General features: G+C 65.0%; 18 protein-coding genes and 1 riboswitch. Of the genes, 9 read left to right on the forward strand and 9 right to left on the reverse strand.

The features are described 5' to 3' along the window. Positions 1-4: 4 nt before the first annotated feature. Both F4827_RS02615 and F4827_RS02620 read right to left on the reverse strand, forming a co-directional pair. Positions 5-1,018, reverse strand: a complete 1,014-nt coding sequence (locus F4827_RS02615; RefSeq protein WP_183719993.1) for a sensor domain-containing diguanylate cyclase — start codon at positions 1,016-1,018, stop codon at positions 5-7. 144 nt (positions 1,019-1,162) lie between these two features. Further along, entirely contained in the window at positions 1,163-1,858 is a 696-nt protein-coding gene (locus F4827_RS02620) for an FCD domain-containing protein (protein ID WP_311672138.1), read from the reverse strand. A 121-nt stretch (positions 1,859-1,979) separates the two neighbouring features. Here F4827_RS02620 and dgoD point away from each other — a divergent pair, with 121 nt between their 5' ends. Continuing rightward, on the forward strand, positions 1,980-3,128 hold the full coding sequence (gene dgoD / locus F4827_RS02625) for a galactonate dehydratase (RefSeq protein ID WP_183719987.1): 1,149 nt from the start codon (positions 1,980-1,982) through the stop codon (positions 3,126-3,128). Between the two features lie 299 nt (positions 3,129-3,427). Next, entirely contained in the window at positions 3,428-3,727 is a 300-nt protein-coding gene (locus tag F4827_RS02630) for a hypothetical protein (protein ID WP_183719984.1), read from the forward strand. 42 nt (positions 3,728-3,769) lie between these two features. Here the strand turns inward: F4827_RS02630 and F4827_RS02635 are convergent, their stop codons facing one another. Then, entirely contained in the window at positions 3,770-4,696 is a 927-nt protein-coding gene (locus tag F4827_RS02635; protein ID WP_183719981.1) for a CopD family protein, read from the reverse strand. Between the two features lie 625 nt (positions 4,697-5,321). Between F4827_RS02635 and F4827_RS02640 the strand changes: the two genes are divergently transcribed. The 4 genes from F4827_RS02640 to F4827_RS02655 all read left to right on the forward strand — a co-directional run bounded on the left by F4827_RS02640 (position 5,322) and on the right by F4827_RS02655 (position 10,216). Next, positions 5,322-6,077 carry a c-type cytochrome gene (locus F4827_RS02640; protein ID WP_183719978.1) on the forward strand — a complete coding sequence of 252 codons (756 nt, stop codon included), beginning with the start codon at positions 5,322-5,324 and terminating at the stop codon, positions 6,075-6,077. Positions 6,078-6,098: 21 nt separating this feature from the next. Then, the gene (locus F4827_RS02645) at positions 6,099-7,394 is read left to right on the forward strand and encodes a cytochrome c (RefSeq protein ID WP_183719975.1); all 1,296 of its coding nucleotides are present in this window, start codon (positions 6,099-6,101) and stop codon (positions 7,392-7,394) included. A 289-nt stretch (positions 7,395-7,683) separates the two neighbouring features. After that, the gene (trhA, locus tag F4827_RS02650; RefSeq protein ID WP_183719972.1) at positions 7,684-8,304 is read left to right on the forward strand and encodes a PAQR family membrane homeostasis protein TrhA; all 621 of its coding nucleotides are present in this window, start codon (positions 7,684-7,686) and stop codon (positions 8,302-8,304) included. Positions 8,305-8,569: 265 nt separating this feature from the next. Further along, a complete protein-coding gene (locus F4827_RS02655) occupies positions 8,570-10,216 on the forward strand; it encodes a DEAD/DEAH box helicase (RefSeq protein WP_183719969.1) in 1,647 nt (548 codons plus the stop codon). 81 nt (positions 10,217-10,297) lie between these two features. On the opposite strand, the gene F4827_RS02660 is transcribed toward F4827_RS02655, so the two are convergent. Further along, positions 10,298-11,131, reverse strand: a complete 834-nt coding sequence (locus F4827_RS02660) for a ferritin-like domain-containing protein (protein WP_183719966.1) — start codon at positions 11,129-11,131, stop codon at positions 10,298-10,300. A 921-nt stretch (positions 11,132-12,052) separates the two neighbouring features. Between F4827_RS02660 and F4827_RS02665 the strand changes: the two genes are divergently transcribed. After that, positions 12,053-12,250, forward strand: a complete 198-nt coding sequence (locus F4827_RS02665) for a hypothetical protein (RefSeq protein ID WP_027817889.1) — start codon at positions 12,053-12,055, stop codon at positions 12,248-12,250. A 250-nt stretch (positions 12,251-12,500) separates the two neighbouring features. On the opposite strand, the gene F4827_RS02670 is transcribed toward F4827_RS02665, so the two are convergent. After that, on the reverse strand, positions 12,501-12,881 hold the full coding sequence (locus F4827_RS02670) for a hypothetical protein (RefSeq protein WP_183719963.1): 381 nt from the start codon (positions 12,879-12,881) through the stop codon (positions 12,501-12,503). Positions 12,882-13,095: 214 nt separating this feature from the next. On the opposite strand from F4827_RS02670, the gene F4827_RS02675 reads away from it, so the two are divergent. Then, entirely contained in the window at positions 13,096-13,782 is a 687-nt protein-coding gene (locus F4827_RS02675; protein ID WP_183719959.1) for an HAD family phosphatase, read from the forward strand. Between the two features lie 115 nt (positions 13,783-13,897). On the opposite strand, the gene ribB is transcribed toward F4827_RS02675, so the two are convergent. The 4 genes from ribB to F4827_RS02695 form a co-directional block, all read right to left on the reverse strand. Continuing rightward, positions 13,898-14,617: a 3,4-dihydroxy-2-butanone-4-phosphate synthase gene (gene ribB / locus F4827_RS02680; protein ID WP_183719956.1), complete on the reverse strand. Its 720-nt coding sequence runs from the start codon at positions 14,615-14,617 to the stop codon at positions 13,898-13,900. A gap of 182 nt (positions 14,618-14,799) precedes the next feature. After that, positions 14,800-14,964, reverse strand: a riboswitch (FMN riboswitch). A gap of 182 nt (positions 14,965-15,146) precedes the next feature. Continuing rightward, entirely contained in the window at positions 15,147-15,938 is a 792-nt protein-coding gene (locus tag F4827_RS02685; protein ID WP_409258750.1) for a helix-turn-helix domain-containing protein, read from the reverse strand. Between the two features lie 162 nt (positions 15,939-16,100). Then, positions 16,101-17,294: an MFS transporter gene (locus F4827_RS02690; RefSeq protein WP_183719953.1), complete on the reverse strand. Its 1,194-nt coding sequence runs from the start codon at positions 17,292-17,294 to the stop codon at positions 16,101-16,103. A gap of 59 nt (positions 17,295-17,353) precedes the next feature. Then, entirely contained in the window at positions 17,354-17,731 is a 378-nt protein-coding gene (locus tag F4827_RS02695; RefSeq protein WP_183719950.1) for a VOC family protein, read from the reverse strand. Between the two features lie 136 nt (positions 17,732-17,867). Here F4827_RS02695 and F4827_RS02700 point away from each other — a divergent pair, with 136 nt between their 5' ends. Then, positions 17,868-18,896: a LysR family transcriptional regulator gene (locus tag F4827_RS02700; protein ID WP_183719947.1), complete on the forward strand. Its 1,029-nt coding sequence runs from the start codon at positions 17,868-17,870 to the stop codon at positions 18,894-18,896. The last annotated feature ends 78 nt before the right edge of the window (positions 18,897-18,974 follow it).

Below are 18,974 nucleotides of genomic sequence, written 5' to 3' on the forward strand. Positions count from 1 at the left end.
ACCCTCACCCCACCACCTTCCTCCCCCGCTTCGCCACATACATGGCCTTATCGGCGAGGTCGATCAAGCCGGTCATGTCCACGCCATCCTCCGGCAGCACGGCCACCCCGACGCTCACGCCCAGCTCGATTGGCTGGCCTTCAAACTCGAATGGCTCGCTCACCTTCTCCGTGATTCTTTGCGAATACGCCTGTGCGTCGTGCCGGCCTTCGATGCCCGGCAAGATCATCGCGAACTCATCGCCACCCACCCGCGCCGCCGTATCCACGCGCCGGCTATTGGCCGCGATGCGCAGCGCCGTTTCCTTGATCGCCGCATCGCCGGCGCGATGGCCGTAGCGGTCGTTGATCGGCTTCAGGCCGTCCATGTCGAGGTTGAGCACGCCCAACCCGCCCGCCGAACGCACCGCCAGATCCACCGACTGGCGCAAACGGTCATAGAACAGCGCGCGATTCGGCAAGCCCGTCAACGCATCGTGCGTGGCGCGCAGATAAAGCTCGCTGGTTTCATGGCGTGCGGCGTGGAACATCGCCGCCGCGATCAGACCGGAAATGAGCGAGAGTGCGGCGATATCGCCGTCGCTGAAGGCGCTCACTTCGGGCGCCACCACTTTCAGCACGCCCACCGTCGTATCCAGATGCTTGAGCGGCGTCACGATCATCGAACGCAGCCCGGCGCGGCGGCAGGCTTCGCGATCCACGCGCGGATCGTCTTCCGAATCGTCGCAGCGCAGGATCTCGCCCGTGCTCACACACAGGCCCGAGAGGCTCGAATCGCGCGCGAGGCGCAGGCCCAGCATGTTCGCGACGCTACCCGAGGCGGCGCGATAGACCATATCGTCGCCTTCGGCGAGTTCGACCACGGCGCCCTGCGCACCCGTGAGCATTTCGGCGCGCTCCGCCACGAAAGACATGACGCCGCCCAGGTCCAGGCCGAGGCGCGCGATGTCCGATTGTGCGCGGATGATTTCAAGGAGCGTTGCGTTGTCGAGCTGCGGGCCGCCAGGTGCGTTCATCATCGTGTCAAACGTTTGCGGAAGGAGTTAAGTGGCGAAAAATGCCGGATTCAATGCTTGCAGCGTTGTAAGGCGTGGCATGCTGCATGCGCGCAGAAGCATAACAAACTCGCGGGCCGTGACAGAAAGCCCCCCCAGCACACCCCGTCAGCCTTCGATGCGCTTGCGCGTCACGCGCAGCAGTGCGGCCATCGCGTCGCGCGCGGCGCTGGCGTCGCGGCGGGCAATCGCATCGGCAACCAGGGTGTGGTCGGGCAGCGCGGCGTTGAAGACCTCGGCGCGTTTGGCGTTCACACGCAACTGGCCTTCGAGCGTGCGCCCGATCAGCACCCCCAACGGCACCAGCAATTCATTGCGGCAGGCCGCCAGCACGGCCAGGTGAAAGCGCAGATCGGCGCGCACCCATTCGTCGACGTTGCGCGCGGCAGCCATGGCGTTGTGCGCCTCGTCGATGTGCGCAAGCGATCCGGCGTCGTGCGCGCTCGCGGCAAGCGCCGCCGCAAAAGGCTCGACCATCTCGCGCATTTCCTGGAGCTTGAGCGCGAACGCGAGCGGCGGCGCGACGCGCGCGTACCAGTCGAGCAGATCGGCGTCGAGGAGGTTCCAGGCGGCGCGCTCGCGCACGCGCGTGCCCACTTTGGGCCGCGACTCCAAGAGGCCTTTGGAGTTGAGCGTGCGCAGCGCCTCGCGCAGCACCGTGCGGCTCACGTCGAAGCGCTCCATGAGTTCGGCTTCGCGCGGCAGGATTTCGCCGGGCGCGTGATCGCCGCGCAGGATTGCGCTGCCGAGTTCGAAGGCCACCGTGCCGTGCAGATCGCGCTGAATGGCTGCTCTCCTGGATATTGGGAATCGATGCTAAATAATACTATTAATAGCACTTTATAGCGAATTTTGCAGTAGCATAGGCGCCAAGAAGTGCCGGGCATCCGCCCGCGCCAACCGCCCAAGCAACTGGAGACACCGCATGAAAATCACCAAGCTCGAAACCTTCGTCGTGCCGCCGCGCTGGCTGTTTCTCAAGATCGAAACGGACGAAGGCATCGTCGGTTGGGGCGAGCCGATCGTCGAAGGCCGCGCGCACACGGTCGAAGCCGCCGTGCAGGAACTGGCCGATTACCTCATCGGCAAGGATCCGCTGCTGATCGAAGACCATTGGCAGGTGATGTATCGCGCGGGCTTCTATCGCGGCGGCCCGATTACGATGAGCGCGATTGCGGGCGTCGATCAGGCTTTGTGGGACATCAAGGGCAAGCATCACGGCGTGCCGGTTCACGCGCTGCTCGGCGGCCAGGTGCGCGACAAGATCAAGGTCTATTCGTGGATCGGCGGCGACCGTCCGAGCGATGTCGCGAACAACGCGCGCGCCGTGGTCGATCGCGGCTTCAAGGCCGTCAAGATGAACGGTTCGGAAGAACTGCAGATCATCGACACCTGGGACAAGGTGCAGGGCGTGATCGACAACGTCGCGGCAGTGCGCGAGGCGGTCGGGCCGAATGTGGGTATCGGCGTGGACTTCCATGGCCGCGTGCACAAGCCGATGGCCAAGGTGCTGGCCAGGGAGCTCGACCCGTACAAGCTGATGTTCATCGAGGAGCCGGTGCTCTCGGAGAACGTCGAGGCGCTGCGCGACATCGTCAACCAGACCAGCACGCCGATCGCGCTGGGCGAGCGTCTCTACTCGCGCTGGGATTTCAAGCACATTCTGGCCAACGGTTTCGTCGACATCATCCAGCCGGACGCTTCGCACGCGGGCGGCATCACCGAATGCCGCAAGATCGCCGCGATGGCCGAGGCCTATGACGTGGCCGTGGCGCTGCATTGCCCGCTCGGGCCGATTGCGCTCGCCACCTGTCTGCAGATCGACGCGGTGAGCTACAACGCGTTCATCCAGGAGCAGAGCCTGGGCATCCATTACAACAAGGGCAACGATCTGCTCGACTACATCAGGAATCCGGAAGTGTTCAAGTATGAAGACGGCTTCGTGTCGATTCCGCAGGGCCCGGGTCTGGGCATCGAGGTGAACGAGGAGAAGGTGCGCGAGATGGCGAAGACCGGCCACCGCTGGCGCAACCCGGTGTGGCGTCACGAGGACGGCAGCGTCGCCGAGTGGTGATCGTCGTGGAAAACGGCGTCCGATGTGACGGCGTTACGTGACGGCCCTCGCGGGCCACGTTGCAGCGCCGTAACGTTTAAGGCCGTTTTTCGGCTTGCAGGCCGCGTAGTGCTCCTGGGCGCTCGCGGCCTTCGTCGTTTTCGCACATAGCGACTTCTCGCGCGAAGCCGCGTCGCACAAGGCTTTCAGGCACCGTCGAAAGCGCTGTGCGCCTTATCTGGCGCGGCAAGCACGCCGCTGGCCTGCTCCTTGCTGAATCCCCTGTGAGACCAACACAAAAAGCTGCAGGGGATCACAACATGGACACCATGCTCCCGGACTACCTGATCCGCGAACAGGCCGCCGTGCTCGCACTCGTCGTTTTCGGCCTGACGCGCATCATTGCCGCCGCAGTCGCCTGCACGCGCGGCTGGCGTATCTCCGTACTCGAACAGAGCTTTATCGGCGTGGCGGTCCTCTGGTGCGCGCCGCAACTCATCGATCTGATCGCGCATCCTTCGTCGGTGGCGGCGCTCGCGGAACTCGAAGGCAAGGCCATCGGCTGCGCGATCGCCCTGTTCTTCTCGCCGATCCTCAGCCATCGGCTGGGCTATGAGTGAGCGCGCAACGTCACCTCAGCGCCACGCGTGCCAGGCGACGTTTCAGCCTTGCAACACGTAGCCTGGCACGCTGTGCGCAAGCACCGCAGCAATCACCAGCACGGCCATCATCACGAGCGCTTCCAGATGGAGCACGTTGACGAAGCGCCGGGCAGCGCCCGTGGAGGCGGCACGGCGCAGCTCGGGCATCGCCACCACGCGGTTGAAACCGCCTAGCAGCAGCACCAGCGCGACGAGCGCGAGCTTGGCGAGCAGCACGTGACCCCACGTGCTCGCCTCCAGCGCCTCGATCGAGCCGCCGGTGCCGCGCATGCCGTTGAACACGCCCGTCGCCAGCACGAGGCCGACGGCGAACAGCGCCACATTCGACACCTGCCCGGCCGTGCGGATCAGCACGCCGCGCGCCGTCGATGCGCCCAGTGCGGGCAACACCGCCAGCCCGCCCGCCATCACGATGCCGCTCCACGCGCTCGCGCCCAGCACATGCAGCGTGTGCAGGCCCAGCGCCGCCGAAGCGAAGCCGGCGTCGGCCGCATGGCCGAGGCCCGCGCGTCCCGCCGCCACGACGATGATCGCCAGCCACATCACGCCGTCACGCAGCGGACCGTTTGATGAAAGCGCCGTCGCCAGCAGCACGAGCGCACCGGCAAACGCGACGCTCCACGCATGCCCCACGTGCGTCTGCGCGAGCACGGTCGAGATCTCGCCAAATGCGCCCGGCAGCGACTCACCGCTGATCGAGGCGCTTTCGTACAGCAGCCACAAGGCCAGCGCGACGACCAGCACGAGCGACGCCGCGCGCAGCGAGCGTTGTGCGCGCAGCCACGCCAGCCGTGCGGGAGCGATGGCGCTGCGGGCATCCTTCTCCAGCCAGGCGCCGTATAGCGCGGAGCCCAGCGCGAACGCATAGGCGAGATTCACGAGGGCGGCCATGGCGACCTGCCCGATCCAGAGCCAGTCAGCTTTCATCGCGCGGCGCCCTCCTGAGGCTGGAGGCATGGACGCGATCGGGCGCGCTCATCGAGGCGCGCTTGCGACATCGAAACGGGAAGCGTGGGAAGTGCAAAAAGTGCAGTTGGAGTCATCGAGACGAGTGGCAAGGAAACAACAAGGAATCAACAAGGAAAGAGCAAGGAATCAGCCAGCAAGCGGCAACCGGGCCGCAAACCGGGCCCCAACCCGGCAACCCGGCAGGCCGGGGCAGTCACGGGCACGGTTCAGGGCAAGCGGCGCGCCATTCCGGGACGCGCCTGCTTCGATAGCCGAAGCGCGGTTCGGTTCAACGGCAAGTGATCGCTGCATCGAAAGCAGCACCGGCGATCACCGCAAAAATCATCGCCAAAGGCAGGGACAATCCCGTGTCACGGATCGGCTAACAGGTGCAGAATCATAACCGGCGTCGTTGCGACCATCCGCCGCGTTCGAGTTCGGGCAAGCCCGCCTTGGCGGCCCCTCGGCAGTTGTGGCAAAAAGTCTCTATCGGGTCGCGATGATCAAGTTGGCTGCGTCGCCGCAGCGCGCACGGTCCCTTCGCTTTCATCGCGCGCAGCCTCAAGCCGGGCCGCACGAAGCCTGGTCAGGTCAACGATAAAGAATGGAGTCACGCGTGTCCCCAAGACGTATCCTCCGACCGCTCATTGCGCTCGCCGCGCCGCTGGGAGCCGCACTGCTGTTCGGCACGACCGGCATCTTCAGCGCAGCTAACGCACAGACCCCGCAACCGAAAGCCCCCGACACGATCGAAGCGCGCGTGCAGGGCTGCACGGCCTGTCACGGCTCGCACGGCCAGGGAACGGCCAACGACTACTTCCCGCGCCTGGCCGGCAAGCCCGCCGAGTATCTCTACAACCAGTTGATGAATTTTCGTGACGGGCGCCGCAAGTACCCTCCGATGAATTATCTGGTCACCTATCTCTCCGACGAATATCTGCACGAGATCGCCACGTACTTCTCGCAGCAGCGGCCGCCCTATCCGCCGCCTGCGAAACCGAACGTGGGCGACAGCGTGCTCGCGCGCGGCGAGGCCATCGTGCTGCATGGCGACGCGGCCAGACAGGTGCCCGCGTGCGTCGCCTGCCACGGCGGCAAGCTCACCGGCATGGAGCCGGCGATTCCGGGGCTGGTCGGCCTGCATTCGGACTACATGAGCGCGCAGATCGGCGCATGGCGTTCGGGCTCGCGTCACGCCAAGGCGCCCGACTGCATGCACGAGATCGCGACGCGGCTTACCGACGACGACGTGAATGCGGTGGCGGCCTGGCTCTCGACGCAAACCGCGCCGCAAAATCCCGTGCCGGCAGCGGCTGGCTCGTTGAAGACGCCGCTTGCCTGCGGCAGCGAACCGCAATAACGCGCGGGGGGAGTCAGCAATATGAACCGCAAGTCCCTGTTCGCCCTGTCCGCAGTCGTGTTCGCTGCTGCCGCGGCGCTCGTGCCCGTGCTGTGGACCGGCAACACCTATCTGCATAACAGCTCGGCGCAAGCGGCCATGCCCGCCGATCAGGCCGACCTCATCAAGAAGGGCGAGTATCTCGCCCGCGCCGGCGACTGTATCGCCTGCCACACGGTACGCGGCGGCAAGATCTTCGCGGGCGGCCTGCCGATGGCGACGCCGTTCGGCACGCTCTACACGCCGAACATCACACCCGACGACAAGGACGGCATCGGCAAATGGAGCGCCGACGACTTCTACCGCGCCATGCACACGGGCCGCTCGAAGGACGGCAGCCTGCTCTATCCGGCCTTCCCGTTCACGAGCTACACGAAGGTCTCGCGCGCGGATTCTGACGCCATCTACGCCTACCTGCGCTCGGTGCCGCCGGTGAACGTGCCGAGCCGTCCGCACGAGCTGAAATTCCCGTTCAACAACCGCAATCTGCTGATCGGCTGGCGCACGCTGTTCTTCCGCGAAGGCGAGTACAAGCCCGATCCGACCAAGTCGGTCGAGTGGAATCGCGGCGCGTATCTGGTCGAAGGCCTGGGCCACTGCGGCATGTGCCATACGTCGATCAACATGATGGGCGCGCCGGTCAATTCCTCGGCTTTTGCGGGCGGGCTGATTCCGCTGCAAAACTGGTATGCGCCGTCGCTCACGTCGAGCGAAGGCGGTCTGGGCGACTGGGAAATGAAGGATATTTCGAGCCTGCTCAAGACCGGTGTGTCCGAGCGCGGCGCGGTGTTCGGCCCGATGGCGGACGTGATCCATAACAGTCTGCAATATGTCTCGGACGACGACATCCACGCGATGGCGACCTATCTGAAGACCATCCCGCAGAAGAAGGAAGCGCCCGAGAACATGCAGATGGAAACATCGGATACGTTCGGCGGCGAACTCTTACAGCAAGGTCAGAAGATCTACCATGACCAGTGTGCAAAGTGTCATGCGGAGAACGGCCTCGGCATGCCGCCGAATTTCCCGCCGCTCGCGAACAACCAGTCGATCCAGATGCATTCGGCTGTGAATCCGATCCGCATGGTGCTCAACGGCGGCTATCCGCCCAGCTCGCAGGGCAATCCGCGCCCGTATGGCATGCCGCCGTTCGCGCAGGCGCTGTCGAATCAGGAAGTGGCCGCGGTCGTGACCTTTATTCGCATGTCGTGGGGCAACAAGGGCACGCCGGTGTCCCCGCAGCAGGTGGCCGATCTGCGCTCCGCGCCGCTCGACTAGGGTCCTGTTTGCTATAGTGACGTCTGCCTGATAAGGGCGCAGCCGGCAAAACGCTGTCGGCTGCGCCCTTCGCTATTTAGCGGTCCGGGTGTGTTTTCAGGCAGTTTTCGGGCGGTTTTCAGCTATAAAGCGCCCAGAACAGTTGAACGAACAGTTTTTTAAGCACGGCGCGACAGGCGCACGGAAGCCATGGCAAAACGGATTTGCTGCGTTTCCGGTGCCGGATCGGCATGACGACCGGGATCGACATGCCGACGCCACGGGGCAAGAAGAACAAGGAGTTGTCGTCATGCACGCTGGTGAGCGTCTGAACAGCATTACTCACCTCGTGGGCGCAATGTTGTCGATCGCGGGGCTGGTATCGCTCGTGACGCTCGGCGCGCTCGATCACGACGCGTACAAGGTCGTGAGCTTCGCCGTCTACGGCGCGATGCTGTGCGCGCTGTACACGATTTCCACGCTGTATCACGGTGTGCGCGGTCCGCGCATCAAGGCCGTGCTGCAAAAGTGCGATCATGCCGCGATCTATCTGCTGATCGCGGGCAGCTATACTCCGTTCTCGCTCGTTACGCTGCGCGGGCCGTGGGGCTGGTCGCTCTTCGGCGTGAGCTGGGGGCTTGCCGCGCTTGGCATTGCGCAGGAGCTCACGATCGGGCGCCGCACGCGGTTGTTGTCGATGGTGCTGTACGTGGTGATGGGCTGGCTCGCGCTGGTCGCGGTCAAGCCGCTCATCAGTACGCTGCCTCCCGCCGGGACCGCGTGGTTGCTGGCCGGCGGCATCATCTACAGCGTCGGCATTTATTTTTTCGTCAATGACGAACGCATCCGGCACGGACATGGAATCTGGCATCTGTTCGTGCTCGCCGGGAGCGTCTGTCAATTCGTGAGCGTCGCGGGCTACGTCGCCTGACGCGTCGCCCCGGAAACGTCCCCGGGGAATCCACACGAAACCCATCGCGCGGCGGCCGCAGTGTCCGCGGCCGTGCGATGCAACCCTATGCCAGCCGATGCTCCCCTGGAGCGTCGACAAGCGGCGCGCGCACTGGCGCGCCGTCCGAATAAACGCGAGCGGATGCGCGCGCCGGATTTGCGTAGATGGCAAGCCGCGCCGCGCAGTGCGCCGGATGACGGCTGCGCCCGCCGCTCGCGATACTGCTGCAATACAACAGGTGTTTATGTCTTTTGATTCTCTCGGCTTGTCCGAACCGCTGGTCCGCGCTGTCAACGAACTGGGCTACACCACGCCCACGCCCATCCAGACGCAAGCTATCCCGGCCGTGCTCGGCGGCGGCGACCTGCTCGCCGGCGCACAGACCGGCACCGGCAAGACCGCCGGCTTCACGCTGCCCATCCTGCAACGCCTGACCGACATGGCGCCCCATGCCAGCGGCAAGCGCGTCGTGCGCGCGCTGATCCTCACGCCCACGCGCGAGCTCGCCGCCCAGGTGGAAGAAAGCGTGCGTGCCTACGGCAAGTACCTGAAGATCAAGTCGACGGTGATGTTCGGCGGCGTCGGCATCAATCCGCAGATCGACGCGCTCAGGCGCGGCGTGGACATCGTGGTGGCCACGCCCGGCCGTCTGCTCGATCACATGCAGCAGAAGACGATCGATCTCTCGCAGCTCGAAATCCTCGTGCTCGACGAAGCCGACCGCATGCTCGACATGGGCTTCATCCACGACATCAAGCGCGTGCTTGCGAAGCTGCCGCCCAAGCGCCAGAACCTGCTCTTCTCGGCCACCTTCGCCGATGAGATCAAGGCGCTCGCCGACAACCTGCTCGACTCACCCGCGTTGATCGAAGTCGCGCGTCGCAATACCACCGCGGAAAGCGTGGAGCAAAAGGTGTATCCGGTCGATCGCGACCGCAAGCGCGAACTGCTCACGCATCTGATCCGCCAGCACAACTGGTTCCAGGTGCTGGTGTTCACGCGCACCAAGCACGGCGCTAACCGCCTCGCCGAGCAGCTCACGAAGGACGGCATCAGCGCACTGGCGATCCACGGCAACAAGAGCCAGTCGGCCCGTACGCGTGCTTTGAGCGAGTTCAAGGACGGCACGCTGCAGGTGCTGGTGGCGACCGACATCGCCGCGCGCGGCATCGACATCGATCAACTGCCGCACGTGGTCAACTTCGACCTGCCGAACGTGCCGGAAGACTACGTGCACCGCATCGGCCGCACGGGCCGCGCGGGCGCGACGGGCGAGGCGGTTTCGCTCGTCTGCGTCGACGAACACCAGTTGCTCAAGGATATCGAGCGCCTCATCAAGCGTGCGGTGCCGCAGGAAGTCATTGCGGGCTTCGAGCCGGACCCGAACGCCAAGCCCGAGCCGATCCAGCGTCGCGGTCAGCCGCAAGGCCGTGGCCAGCAGCAAGGTCAGGGTCGCGGCCAGCAGCAGGGCCAGGGACGCGGTGCGTCGCAAGGTGGCAACGGCGGTAGCGCGAAACCCACGCAGAGCCGCGGCGAGTCGCGTGGAGGCAATCGTGAAGGCGGCCGTGAAGGTCGCGAAGGTGGCCGTGAAGGCAATCGCGCTTCCGCAGGCAATAGTGGCAACGGTGGCCAGCGCGCGGCCAAGCCCGCTTCGAACGCCATCCGCACCGCCAAGCCGGTGAAGCAGCAAGGCGCGGCGAGCCACGGCGCCAACCCAGGCGCCAACCAGGGCAATCGCGGCGAAAACACGCGCCGCGAAAGCCAGCGCGGCGTGTCGCACGAAAGCGCGCTGGGCCGTCCGCAGCGCAAGCCGCAGTCGAACCCCGGCGCCCTGCTCGGCGGCCATCCGGGCGGCTCGCGCCGCGACGGCAACGGTCAGCGCGACCGCTAGGACGCACGTCAGCCAGATGAACAAAGGCCCGCCAGATAGCGGGCCTTTTTACTTGATCGGCGCAGAAAAATCAGCTGACGATCAACGGAAGAACACGTGCTGCGTGATCTTCGTGAGCGGGTAATGCACGCTCGGCTGGATGCGCGCGGGCAGATCGAGCGGCTTGAGCAGCATCTTCACGCACATGTCCGCGGACAGGTTGTGACGCACCAGCTTGTTCACGCGCGAGGTGAGCTCGCGGTTATAGGCGGCATCCTTCACGCGATCGGGGTATCGCACCGCGAACACATGACGCAGCGCGATTTCCGAATCCTCGTTCTTGATTTCCATCACGCGACGCATCAGCGCACCGAGCACGGCCAGGCGTCCCTGCCCTTCGACCTTGTTGTACTTTTTGAAGTACTTGAAAAAGTGCTTGTAGTGGCGCACTTCGTCGCTGCGGATGTGGTCGGTGATTTCCTTGAGCACCGGCTCGTCCGAGCATTCGCCAATCGCGCGATAGAGCGTGGCCGTGCCCGTCTCCACCACGCAACGCGCAACCATCTCCAGCGCACGCGTTTTCTCGAACTCTTCGAACGAACAGGTCTTCGAGTATTCCTCAAAGAAGTTGTGAAACGCGGTGTCCCAGTCGAATTCCGGCCACACGTAGTTGATGTAGGTCTTCAGCGCGCGGCCGTGCTGCATCTCCTCGTGTTCCCACTCGTTGTTGAGCCAGTCGGAGACTTCTGGATCGCCGTTGAAGAACACGCTCAGATTGCTCGTGTACAGATCAGAACCGCTTTCGATGAACGATGAGGCGCACAACAGCACCATCAGGTCTTCGTTGGCGGCGGCACGCTTGCGGTCGATCCGCGTGAGGTCGATGTCTTCGATGCGCCAGGGCATGACATGACCTGGCTCGTTTTCATTGCGCATTGTGTCGTACTCCCAAAGCGGTATCGGCCCATGCTGCACCGGTCCTCGCCACCCGGTCTTGCGCCCAGGCCGCGTAGCGAAAGGTACCAGCCCTTTTTACTTCATCTTAGCTGCTGTTTCGCAAAGCTGCAGTCTGAGAGCACAGACCGATCCCGATCCCCACAGTTCCAGGAAGGTTCGACCTGTAAGCCCCTCGTGAGCGGGTAGGCAGACTTACGCAACCTGCTTCGGACAGCGGATTTCGAGCGCCCTTGCAATCGCTTCGGGGTCACGATTTCGCGCCACGCCCGACTGCTGCGGGCGCGCGTCAGTTTGCAATCCTGCGCAATTCACGCGCCTGAAAGCTAACCATAAGCCTATATAAGGCTAAAACGCGTAACTGAGGAATCCTTCCACATTGACGCCTTGACGATGTGCGTCCCACGCATGCGCTGCTCGCGCAGCATGGCGCAGGACGTGACAACGCGCCCCAGCGACGCATTGCGCACTGCATCGCACCGGCTCGCACGAGACGGCGCGAATCATTGCGCATTCTTGCGCCGCGGCACGAACTTCAAGTGAAATCAAGGATCTGCGCGCACGCCTCGACCGCCGCTGGAGGCGACGATTGTCAAATGGAATATTTTTGGGGTGTGGTTTGTACAACGCAGCGCGTTTGCCTACACTGCAGTTCCCCGGCGCCGATCCAGGCTGGATGCCGTTTTGTTGTTTCGGTTGATTCGTTGCTTCTTCGTCACTTCGCCTCGCAATGGAGATGACGCACGACAGCAAACGACCGTAAACAACTGCAAACGATCCGCCCATCCGGCACGCGCATCGCGCCGTCGCAGGCTTTCGCGCACGCCCACCGCATGATTGTCAGCACGCCGCCCCAGCCCGGCCGCGTTCGTTGACCTCTGATGCGGAAACACGGAGAGAAAGATGCTGAGTCCGCATGAATTCGCCACCCTGCTGCTAGTGAAGGACGCGCCCAACCAGATCGACATGGAACGCGAAGAACTGGACGCCCTCCTCGAACGCCAGCTCGTCCAACTGGAACGCCTCGCTTCCGGCCTCCAGCAATGGCGACTGACCGAAATCGGCGACTCTGCGTTGCGCGCGATTAAACGGTGCTCCTGAGTCGGGCAAGTTGCCGCATTTGTCCGCCACTCACCAACGATTGCTTCTTACTGGATTTTCTCGACCTGAGCGGACGCTGGGATCGTCCGCCAGAACGCCGTGTCGAGCCCATCCCCGATGCAGGCGCACGGCTGTAGACGTTCGCGCCTGCAGTGCATGGTCACGCGGACCCGCGCGCTTCATGCCCGCGTGACCATTTTTTTCCGCAGCGCGCGCCCTCGCGGCGGATCAACGTCGGATTAACGCTCGATCAACCACCGCGCAAAGTCGGGTCTGCCGACGCGCGCCACGTCAAAGCCTGCGCGCGCTGTGCATTGAGATAGCCGATCCACGCATTGCGCGCCTGCGCATCGCCGCCCTGCGCGGAATAACGCTGCGCAAGCCCCGCCTGGAAAGCGCAGAATTGATCCTGCGCCAGCTTGCCGTGGCGGTTCGCGACATAAGCGTCATAGACCGCCGAATAGACGGCGTGGGTGTCAGGGCCGTAGTCGGGCTGCTGTGCGCCGCACAGCTGCTGCAGATCGGCGAAAGCCGGCGCGCGCCATCCACCGACCAGCCCCGACGTATTCGCGCATCCAGCCGTCACGCCAGCCGCCAGCATCGCCGCGCCGATCATCGCAAGTCCACGCATCGCAATCCCCGTTGTTCAATGGATCGCTCATTGTCGCATCGCCCGGCGTGCATGGCAGCCCGAACAGCGTGCCCGCGCGACCACCGCTCCCCCGCCCGCCGCCACGCCCGCAAAAGCACGTATCATTAGGCTTTCAAACGTTCCGCCTTGCCGGCCCACGCGGGCGCGCCGCCGGGTTCCGGCCGCGTGTTTCCCCGCTTTTTTCGTCTTGCGCATGATCGACCATCTCATCTGCGACTGTGACGGCGTGCTCGTCGACAGCGAAGTCATTGCCGACCACGTCATCTTCGAAACGCTCAGCCGCACGTTTCCCGGCGTCGATTTCCGCGCCGCCGTAGCCGGCGCTTTCGGCCAGCAGACCTCGCGTTTTCTTGCCGATCTCGCCTCGCGCTTCGATCTGACGATGCCCGAGAATTTTCTCGACATCATCGACCACAACTGCGAAGTCGCCATCGCCGAATCGGTGAGCCCGATCAACGGCGTGCGCGACGCGCTGCGCCGCGTGACGCTGCCCGCCGCCGTGGTGTCGAATAGCCGCCTGACGCGCGTGCACGCCTCGGTGCGGCGCGCCGGGCTCGATACCATCTTCGGCGAGCGCGTCTTTAGCGCCGAAATGGTCGCGCGTCCCAAGCCTTATCCGGATGTCTATCTGCATGCGGCGCGCACGCTCGGCGTCGAGCCGTCGCGCTGTCTGGTGGTCGAAGACAGCATCTCGGGGCTGAACGCCGCGCGCGCGGCGGGCATGAAGACGATCGCCTTCGTGGGCGCGAGCCATATCCCGTCGGGCTATGCCGACGTGCTGCGCGAGATGGGCATCACGCGGATCATGGAACACATGGACGAATTGCCCGCGCTGGTGGAAGCCGGCGTGCGCGGCGAGTTCGGCGACGTGCAGTCGTAACTGCGCAAGACCGCCTCTGAGAAGCACAACGGCAAAACGGCGCGTGGGCCACTCAGGCCGCACGCGCCGTTTTCCTTCCCACGGACGCCTTGCAGCGCCCGCGCAACCGCTCACCTCAAACCAGCTCGGCGTTGCGCTCGCGCGCCAGCGCCAGCGATTCGCGGAATTCGACCAGCTCGGCGATCGTGAGCATCGGCAGGTTGTGCAGCCTGGCGAAGTCGTCGACCTGCTGGCCGCGCGCCATCGTGCCGTCCGGGTTCATCAGTTCGCACAGCACGCCAGCCGGCTCCAGACCCGCGAGCGCAGCCAGATCGACCGTGCCTTCGGTGTGGCCGCGACGCGTGAGCACCCCGCCCGGCTGCGCGCGCAGCGGGAACACGTGGCCGGGCCGCACGATGTGTTCGGGCTTCGCATCGGCGGCGATGGCCGCGCGGATCGTCGTCACGCGGTCGGCCGCCGACACGCCCGTGCTCACGCCGTCGCGCGCCTCGATCGAGACCGTGAAGGCGGTGCGGTTGCGGCTCTCGTTGTGCGAGACCATCGGCGGCAGTTCGAGCGCGCGCACTTTTTCGTCGGACAGGCACAGGCAGACGATGCCGCTGCATTCGCGGATGAACAGCGCCATCGTCTCGTTGGTCAGGTTTTGAGCGGCGCAGACGAGATCCGCTTCGTCTTCGCGGTCGTGGTCGTCCTGCAGCACCACGGGGCGGCCTTCGCGCATGGCTTGCAGCGCTGCGGCGATGCGCGGCGGAATGGCTTCGGTTTCGAGCAGGGGAAGATCGTCGATGGCGTCGAACGGCGCATCGGCGGAAACGGCATTGCTGATAAAGGACATGTGAAACGCTCCTCGCAAGAGTTGGGCGAAAAACGTTTCAGGGCATTGCAAACAGACAGGAATCCCCGTCGCACGTCGTCCGGCGCACGCCGCGCATCCCGAAAACCGGCTCCACCACGCCGATCGACGAAAACACGCGCGCAGGCCGGCAAGCCGCGGCGGATGGGCAAACATGACCATCTGCACATCTTCTTCCATCCGGACTATGACCGTCGGCTCTGGCATCGCACCAGATCTGCTGACCCCGCGCAAAACGACACGCAGGCGCTCGCGGGCTTGCTGGCTCTGCCTTGCGGCGCGGCCGGCTTACCGCCGGTGGGGAATTTCACCCCGCCCTGAAGACGCACTGATTACCGGCTCGATATCTCGATTAACCGGCGGGCAAAGGATACAACAGGCCGCGCAATCGTGCAGCGCGGTAAAAAACCCGTAGACAAATGACTTGTGCACTGCACCAAGCCGGCTTGAACCGGCCTCGCGCAGGCTACCGCGCGGCCAGCGCTTCGCTGCTGCCCGGCGCGCCCACGCCTTACGGGACATCCCAGCGCGGCGGCGTTTCGGCGTTGAGCGTGACGCGGAACACGCGCGCTTCGGTGTCGCCGGGATTGCGCAGGCTGTGCGGCTGATCGGCGTCGAACACGATGGCGTCGCCGGTCGCCAGCAACTGGCGGCGGTCGTGCACGCTCACTTCCAGCGTGCCTTCGCTCACCACCAGATTGACCGTCGTGCCCGGCGCGCGGCGCGTGCCCGGCTCCGTGTGCAGCGGCGCGATGCGCAGTTCGTGGAATTCGGCGCTGGCCGGGCCGTCTTCGGGATAGAGCGCGCGCGCCGAGTAACGGCCATCGGCGCTCACGCGGCGCGCGGCGCGATCGGCGGGCAGATGCTCGAAGCCGCTCACGGCATGGCGGCGCAGGAACGCCGACACCGAGACCTTGAGCGCCGCCGCCACCTTGCACAGCACCTTGATCGACGGCACGCTGCGCGCCGATTCGACCTGCGCCAGCATGGCGCGCGACACGCCCGAGGCACGCGCCAGGGCGTCGAGCGACAGTTGCCGCTCGGCGCGCAGGCGGGCGAGATTCACGCCGACCAGATATTCGAGTGCGTCGAACGGGCCTTCGCCACGCGCTGCGCCCGACGTTTCGACGCCCGACGTTTCGACGCCCGACGTTTCGACGCCCTGAGATGACGTCTGCAACGAAGCATCGTCAGTCAGATCCTGTTGCGAATACTGCGAATCCGCACTCCGATGCGTAGTACTGCGATGCACAGTCGAGCGATCGGTTTGTGCGTCTCTCACGAGCGCGAGCGGTGAATGCATGGCTGCCTCCCAGGCGCGCCGTTATTGGCGCTAGAGCTTGAATGGAGGCAAGACTAGCATCGCGCCCTGCCGCGCCCAACGAAGTTATCTTCACACTGATATCAGCATTGCAGAGCGCGATTTCGGGAAAGCTTTCGCATCCTGAAGATATGCGTGGGCGCTTTAGCAGGCGTCCTGCTGCACGGCCACGTTGACCGTACCGGCGACAGACGAATTGCGCGCATCCAGCCGCGCCGCCAGCCACGTCAGCACGAGCGCCGCGATCGCCACCACTGCCGCCACCCACGGCAGCGCGTCGAGCGCCACGCCGCGCTCGATCGCCAGGCCCCCCAGCCACGCGCCCAGCGCATTGCCCATGTTGAACGCGCCGATGTTGAGCGTGGAGGCGAGATTGGGCGCGGCGGCGGCCTTCGCCACCACGCGCATCTGCAGCGGCGGCACGGTGGCGAACGCGGCGACGCCCCACACGAACAGCGTGATGGCAGCGGCCACGCTCGAATGACTGGTCTTCGTGAAGATCGCCATGACCACGGCGAGCGCGACGAGAATGCCCATCAGCGAAGGCATCAGCGCGCGGTCCGCCAGCTTGCCGCCGAGCGTGTTGCCCAGCGTCAGGCCCACGCCGAACAGCACGAGCATCAACGTCACGCCGCGCGGCGAGAAACCGCTCACCTGTTCGAGGATCGGCGCGATGTAGGTGAACACCACGAATACGCCGCCAAAACCCAGCACCGTCATGCCGAGCGCCATCCACACCTGCGGATCGCGCAGCACGCGTACTTCGTGGCCAAGGCTCACCGGGCCGCTGTCATGCTTGTTCGGTACGAGCGCGCTCACGCCGATGAGCGAAATCACGCCGAGCGCGCTCACGATCCAGAACGCCACGCGCCAGCCGAACTGCTGGCCAATTGCCGTGCCGAACGGCACGCCCAGCACCGTGGCGAGCGTGAGGCCGGAAAACATCAGCGCGATCGCCGACGCGCGCTTCTCCTGCGGCACGAGCGACGCCGCGACCACCGCGCCGATCCCGAAAAACGAGCCGTGCGCGAACGAGGCCACGACGCGCGCGACCATCAGCAGCGAATAGTTGTCGGCGAGCGCGCACAGCACGTTGCCGATGATGAACACGCCCATCAGCAGTTGCAGCGCGAGCTTGCGCGGCATGCGGCTGGTGAGCACGGCGAGCACCGGCGCGCCCACGGCCACGCCCAGCGCGTAGCCGGTCACGAGCAGCCCGGCGGCGGGAATCGTCACGCCCAGATCGCGCGCGACGTCGGGCAGCAAGCCCATGATGAGGAACTCGGTGGTGCCGATGGCAAAGGCGCTGATCGCCAGCGCAAGCAAGGGGATAGGCATCGATATTCTCCTGATGGCCTGAGATGTCAATAAAAGCGGGGGCTACGAGGTGCGCGTCGTCAGGCAGCCGAGGTCACGAACTCGACGACGACGCCCGGCGCCAGCGCCACGAACAACTGGCGCTCGCCGCTCAGCGGCACGTCCGCGAGTTGATACGGCGCGTCGTGCCTGGCGAGCCGCGCGAGCAGCGCCTGCCATTCGTCGCCGGGCGCGACGCGAAACGCCACGTGATCGAAACGCGGCGTCACGCGAGCGGGCCGCGCGCCGGGCATCGTCGACTCGACCAGATGAATCACGGGCCGACCTTCGGCGTAAAGCCAGTAGCCGCCGACCGAAAACGGCGGACGCGGGCCGTTTTCCAGCCCGGCGATATCGCAGAAAAAGCGCCGCGCGCCTTCCAGATCGGGCGTGACGAGCGTGACGTGATCGAGTTGCATGGCGGCTCCAGCGCACCGGTAAGACCGGAAATAAAGCGAAACCCTGAAAACACGCGCATTGTCGGTGCTCCACGTCCTTTTGATAATTGGCGTAGCATTTGAAGCATTTTCAATCGCTATCGAATAATCATCGGCTATGGACAATCTCGGCGACGTGCGGCTTTTCGTGGAAGCGGCGCGACTCGGCAGCCTCTCGGCGGCGGGCCGCAAACTGGGCCTCTCGCCCGCCGCGGCGAGCGCACGCCTCGCGCGGCTCGAAACCGAATTGCATGCGCGCCTGTTTGACCGCACGACCCGCCAGCTGCGCCTGACCGACGAGGGCCGCAGCTATCTCACCTGCAGCGAGCACGCGCTGCGTTCGCTCGACGACGCCAAGGCCGCGCTTCAGGAGGGCCAGAATGCCGTGCGCGGCAAGGTGCGGATTTCGGCGACTTCCGATTTCGGCCGCAATCTGCTGATGAAATGGCTCGACGAATTCCGCGCGCGCTATCCCGAGGTGCGCTTCGCGCTCACGCTCACGGATTCGATCTCGAATCTCCTGCAGGAAGACATCGATCTGGCGATCCGCTTCGGCACGCCGGCGGACAGTTCATTGATCGCCCGGCGGCTCGCGCCGAACCCGCGCGTGCTATGCGCCGCGCCCGGCTATATCGCGCAGCACGGCGAGCCGCGCGAGCCCGCCGATCTGGCCCGATTCGATTGCATGGTGATCGGCTCGCCTTCCGGGCCGGTGAACGAGTGGCGCTTCACGCGCGGCGGCGGGGCGCACGCCGAAACGCAAACCTACGTCGTCCCGCTGGAAAACGCGCTGGAAAGCTCTGATGGCGAGGTGGTGCGGCAGTGGACGTTGTGCGGTTATGGGCTATCGGTGAAATCGATCTGGGATGTGGCCGACGACCTGCGCGCGGGACGCCTGCGGATCGTCATGCCGCACTGGCGCTATGCCGAACAGCCCGTGCACGCGATCTATCACCGCAACCGCTATCTGGCGCCGCGCGTGCGGGCGCTGCTGGATTTTCTGGCCGGGCGCTTCGAGCAGACGGCTCACGAACTCGATTCGCTGGTGCCCTGTTGCGAACCCAAATCGGGCGATGCGGACGATTCAAAGGCTGTGGCGCAGCACGCCACAGCCCGCGTGCGGCGGCGCAAAGCCGTGAACGCATAAGGCTATAATGTCGGATTCGGCTGAACGATGGTTCGCGTAGCAAACCGGCGGCAAAAAAGCGTCAATGCGACAGTGCAA

This window comes from Paraburkholderia bannensis (assembly GCF_014200455.1).
GTDB lineage: Bacteria > Pseudomonadota > Gammaproteobacteria > Burkholderiales > Burkholderiaceae > Paraburkholderia > Paraburkholderia bannensis_A.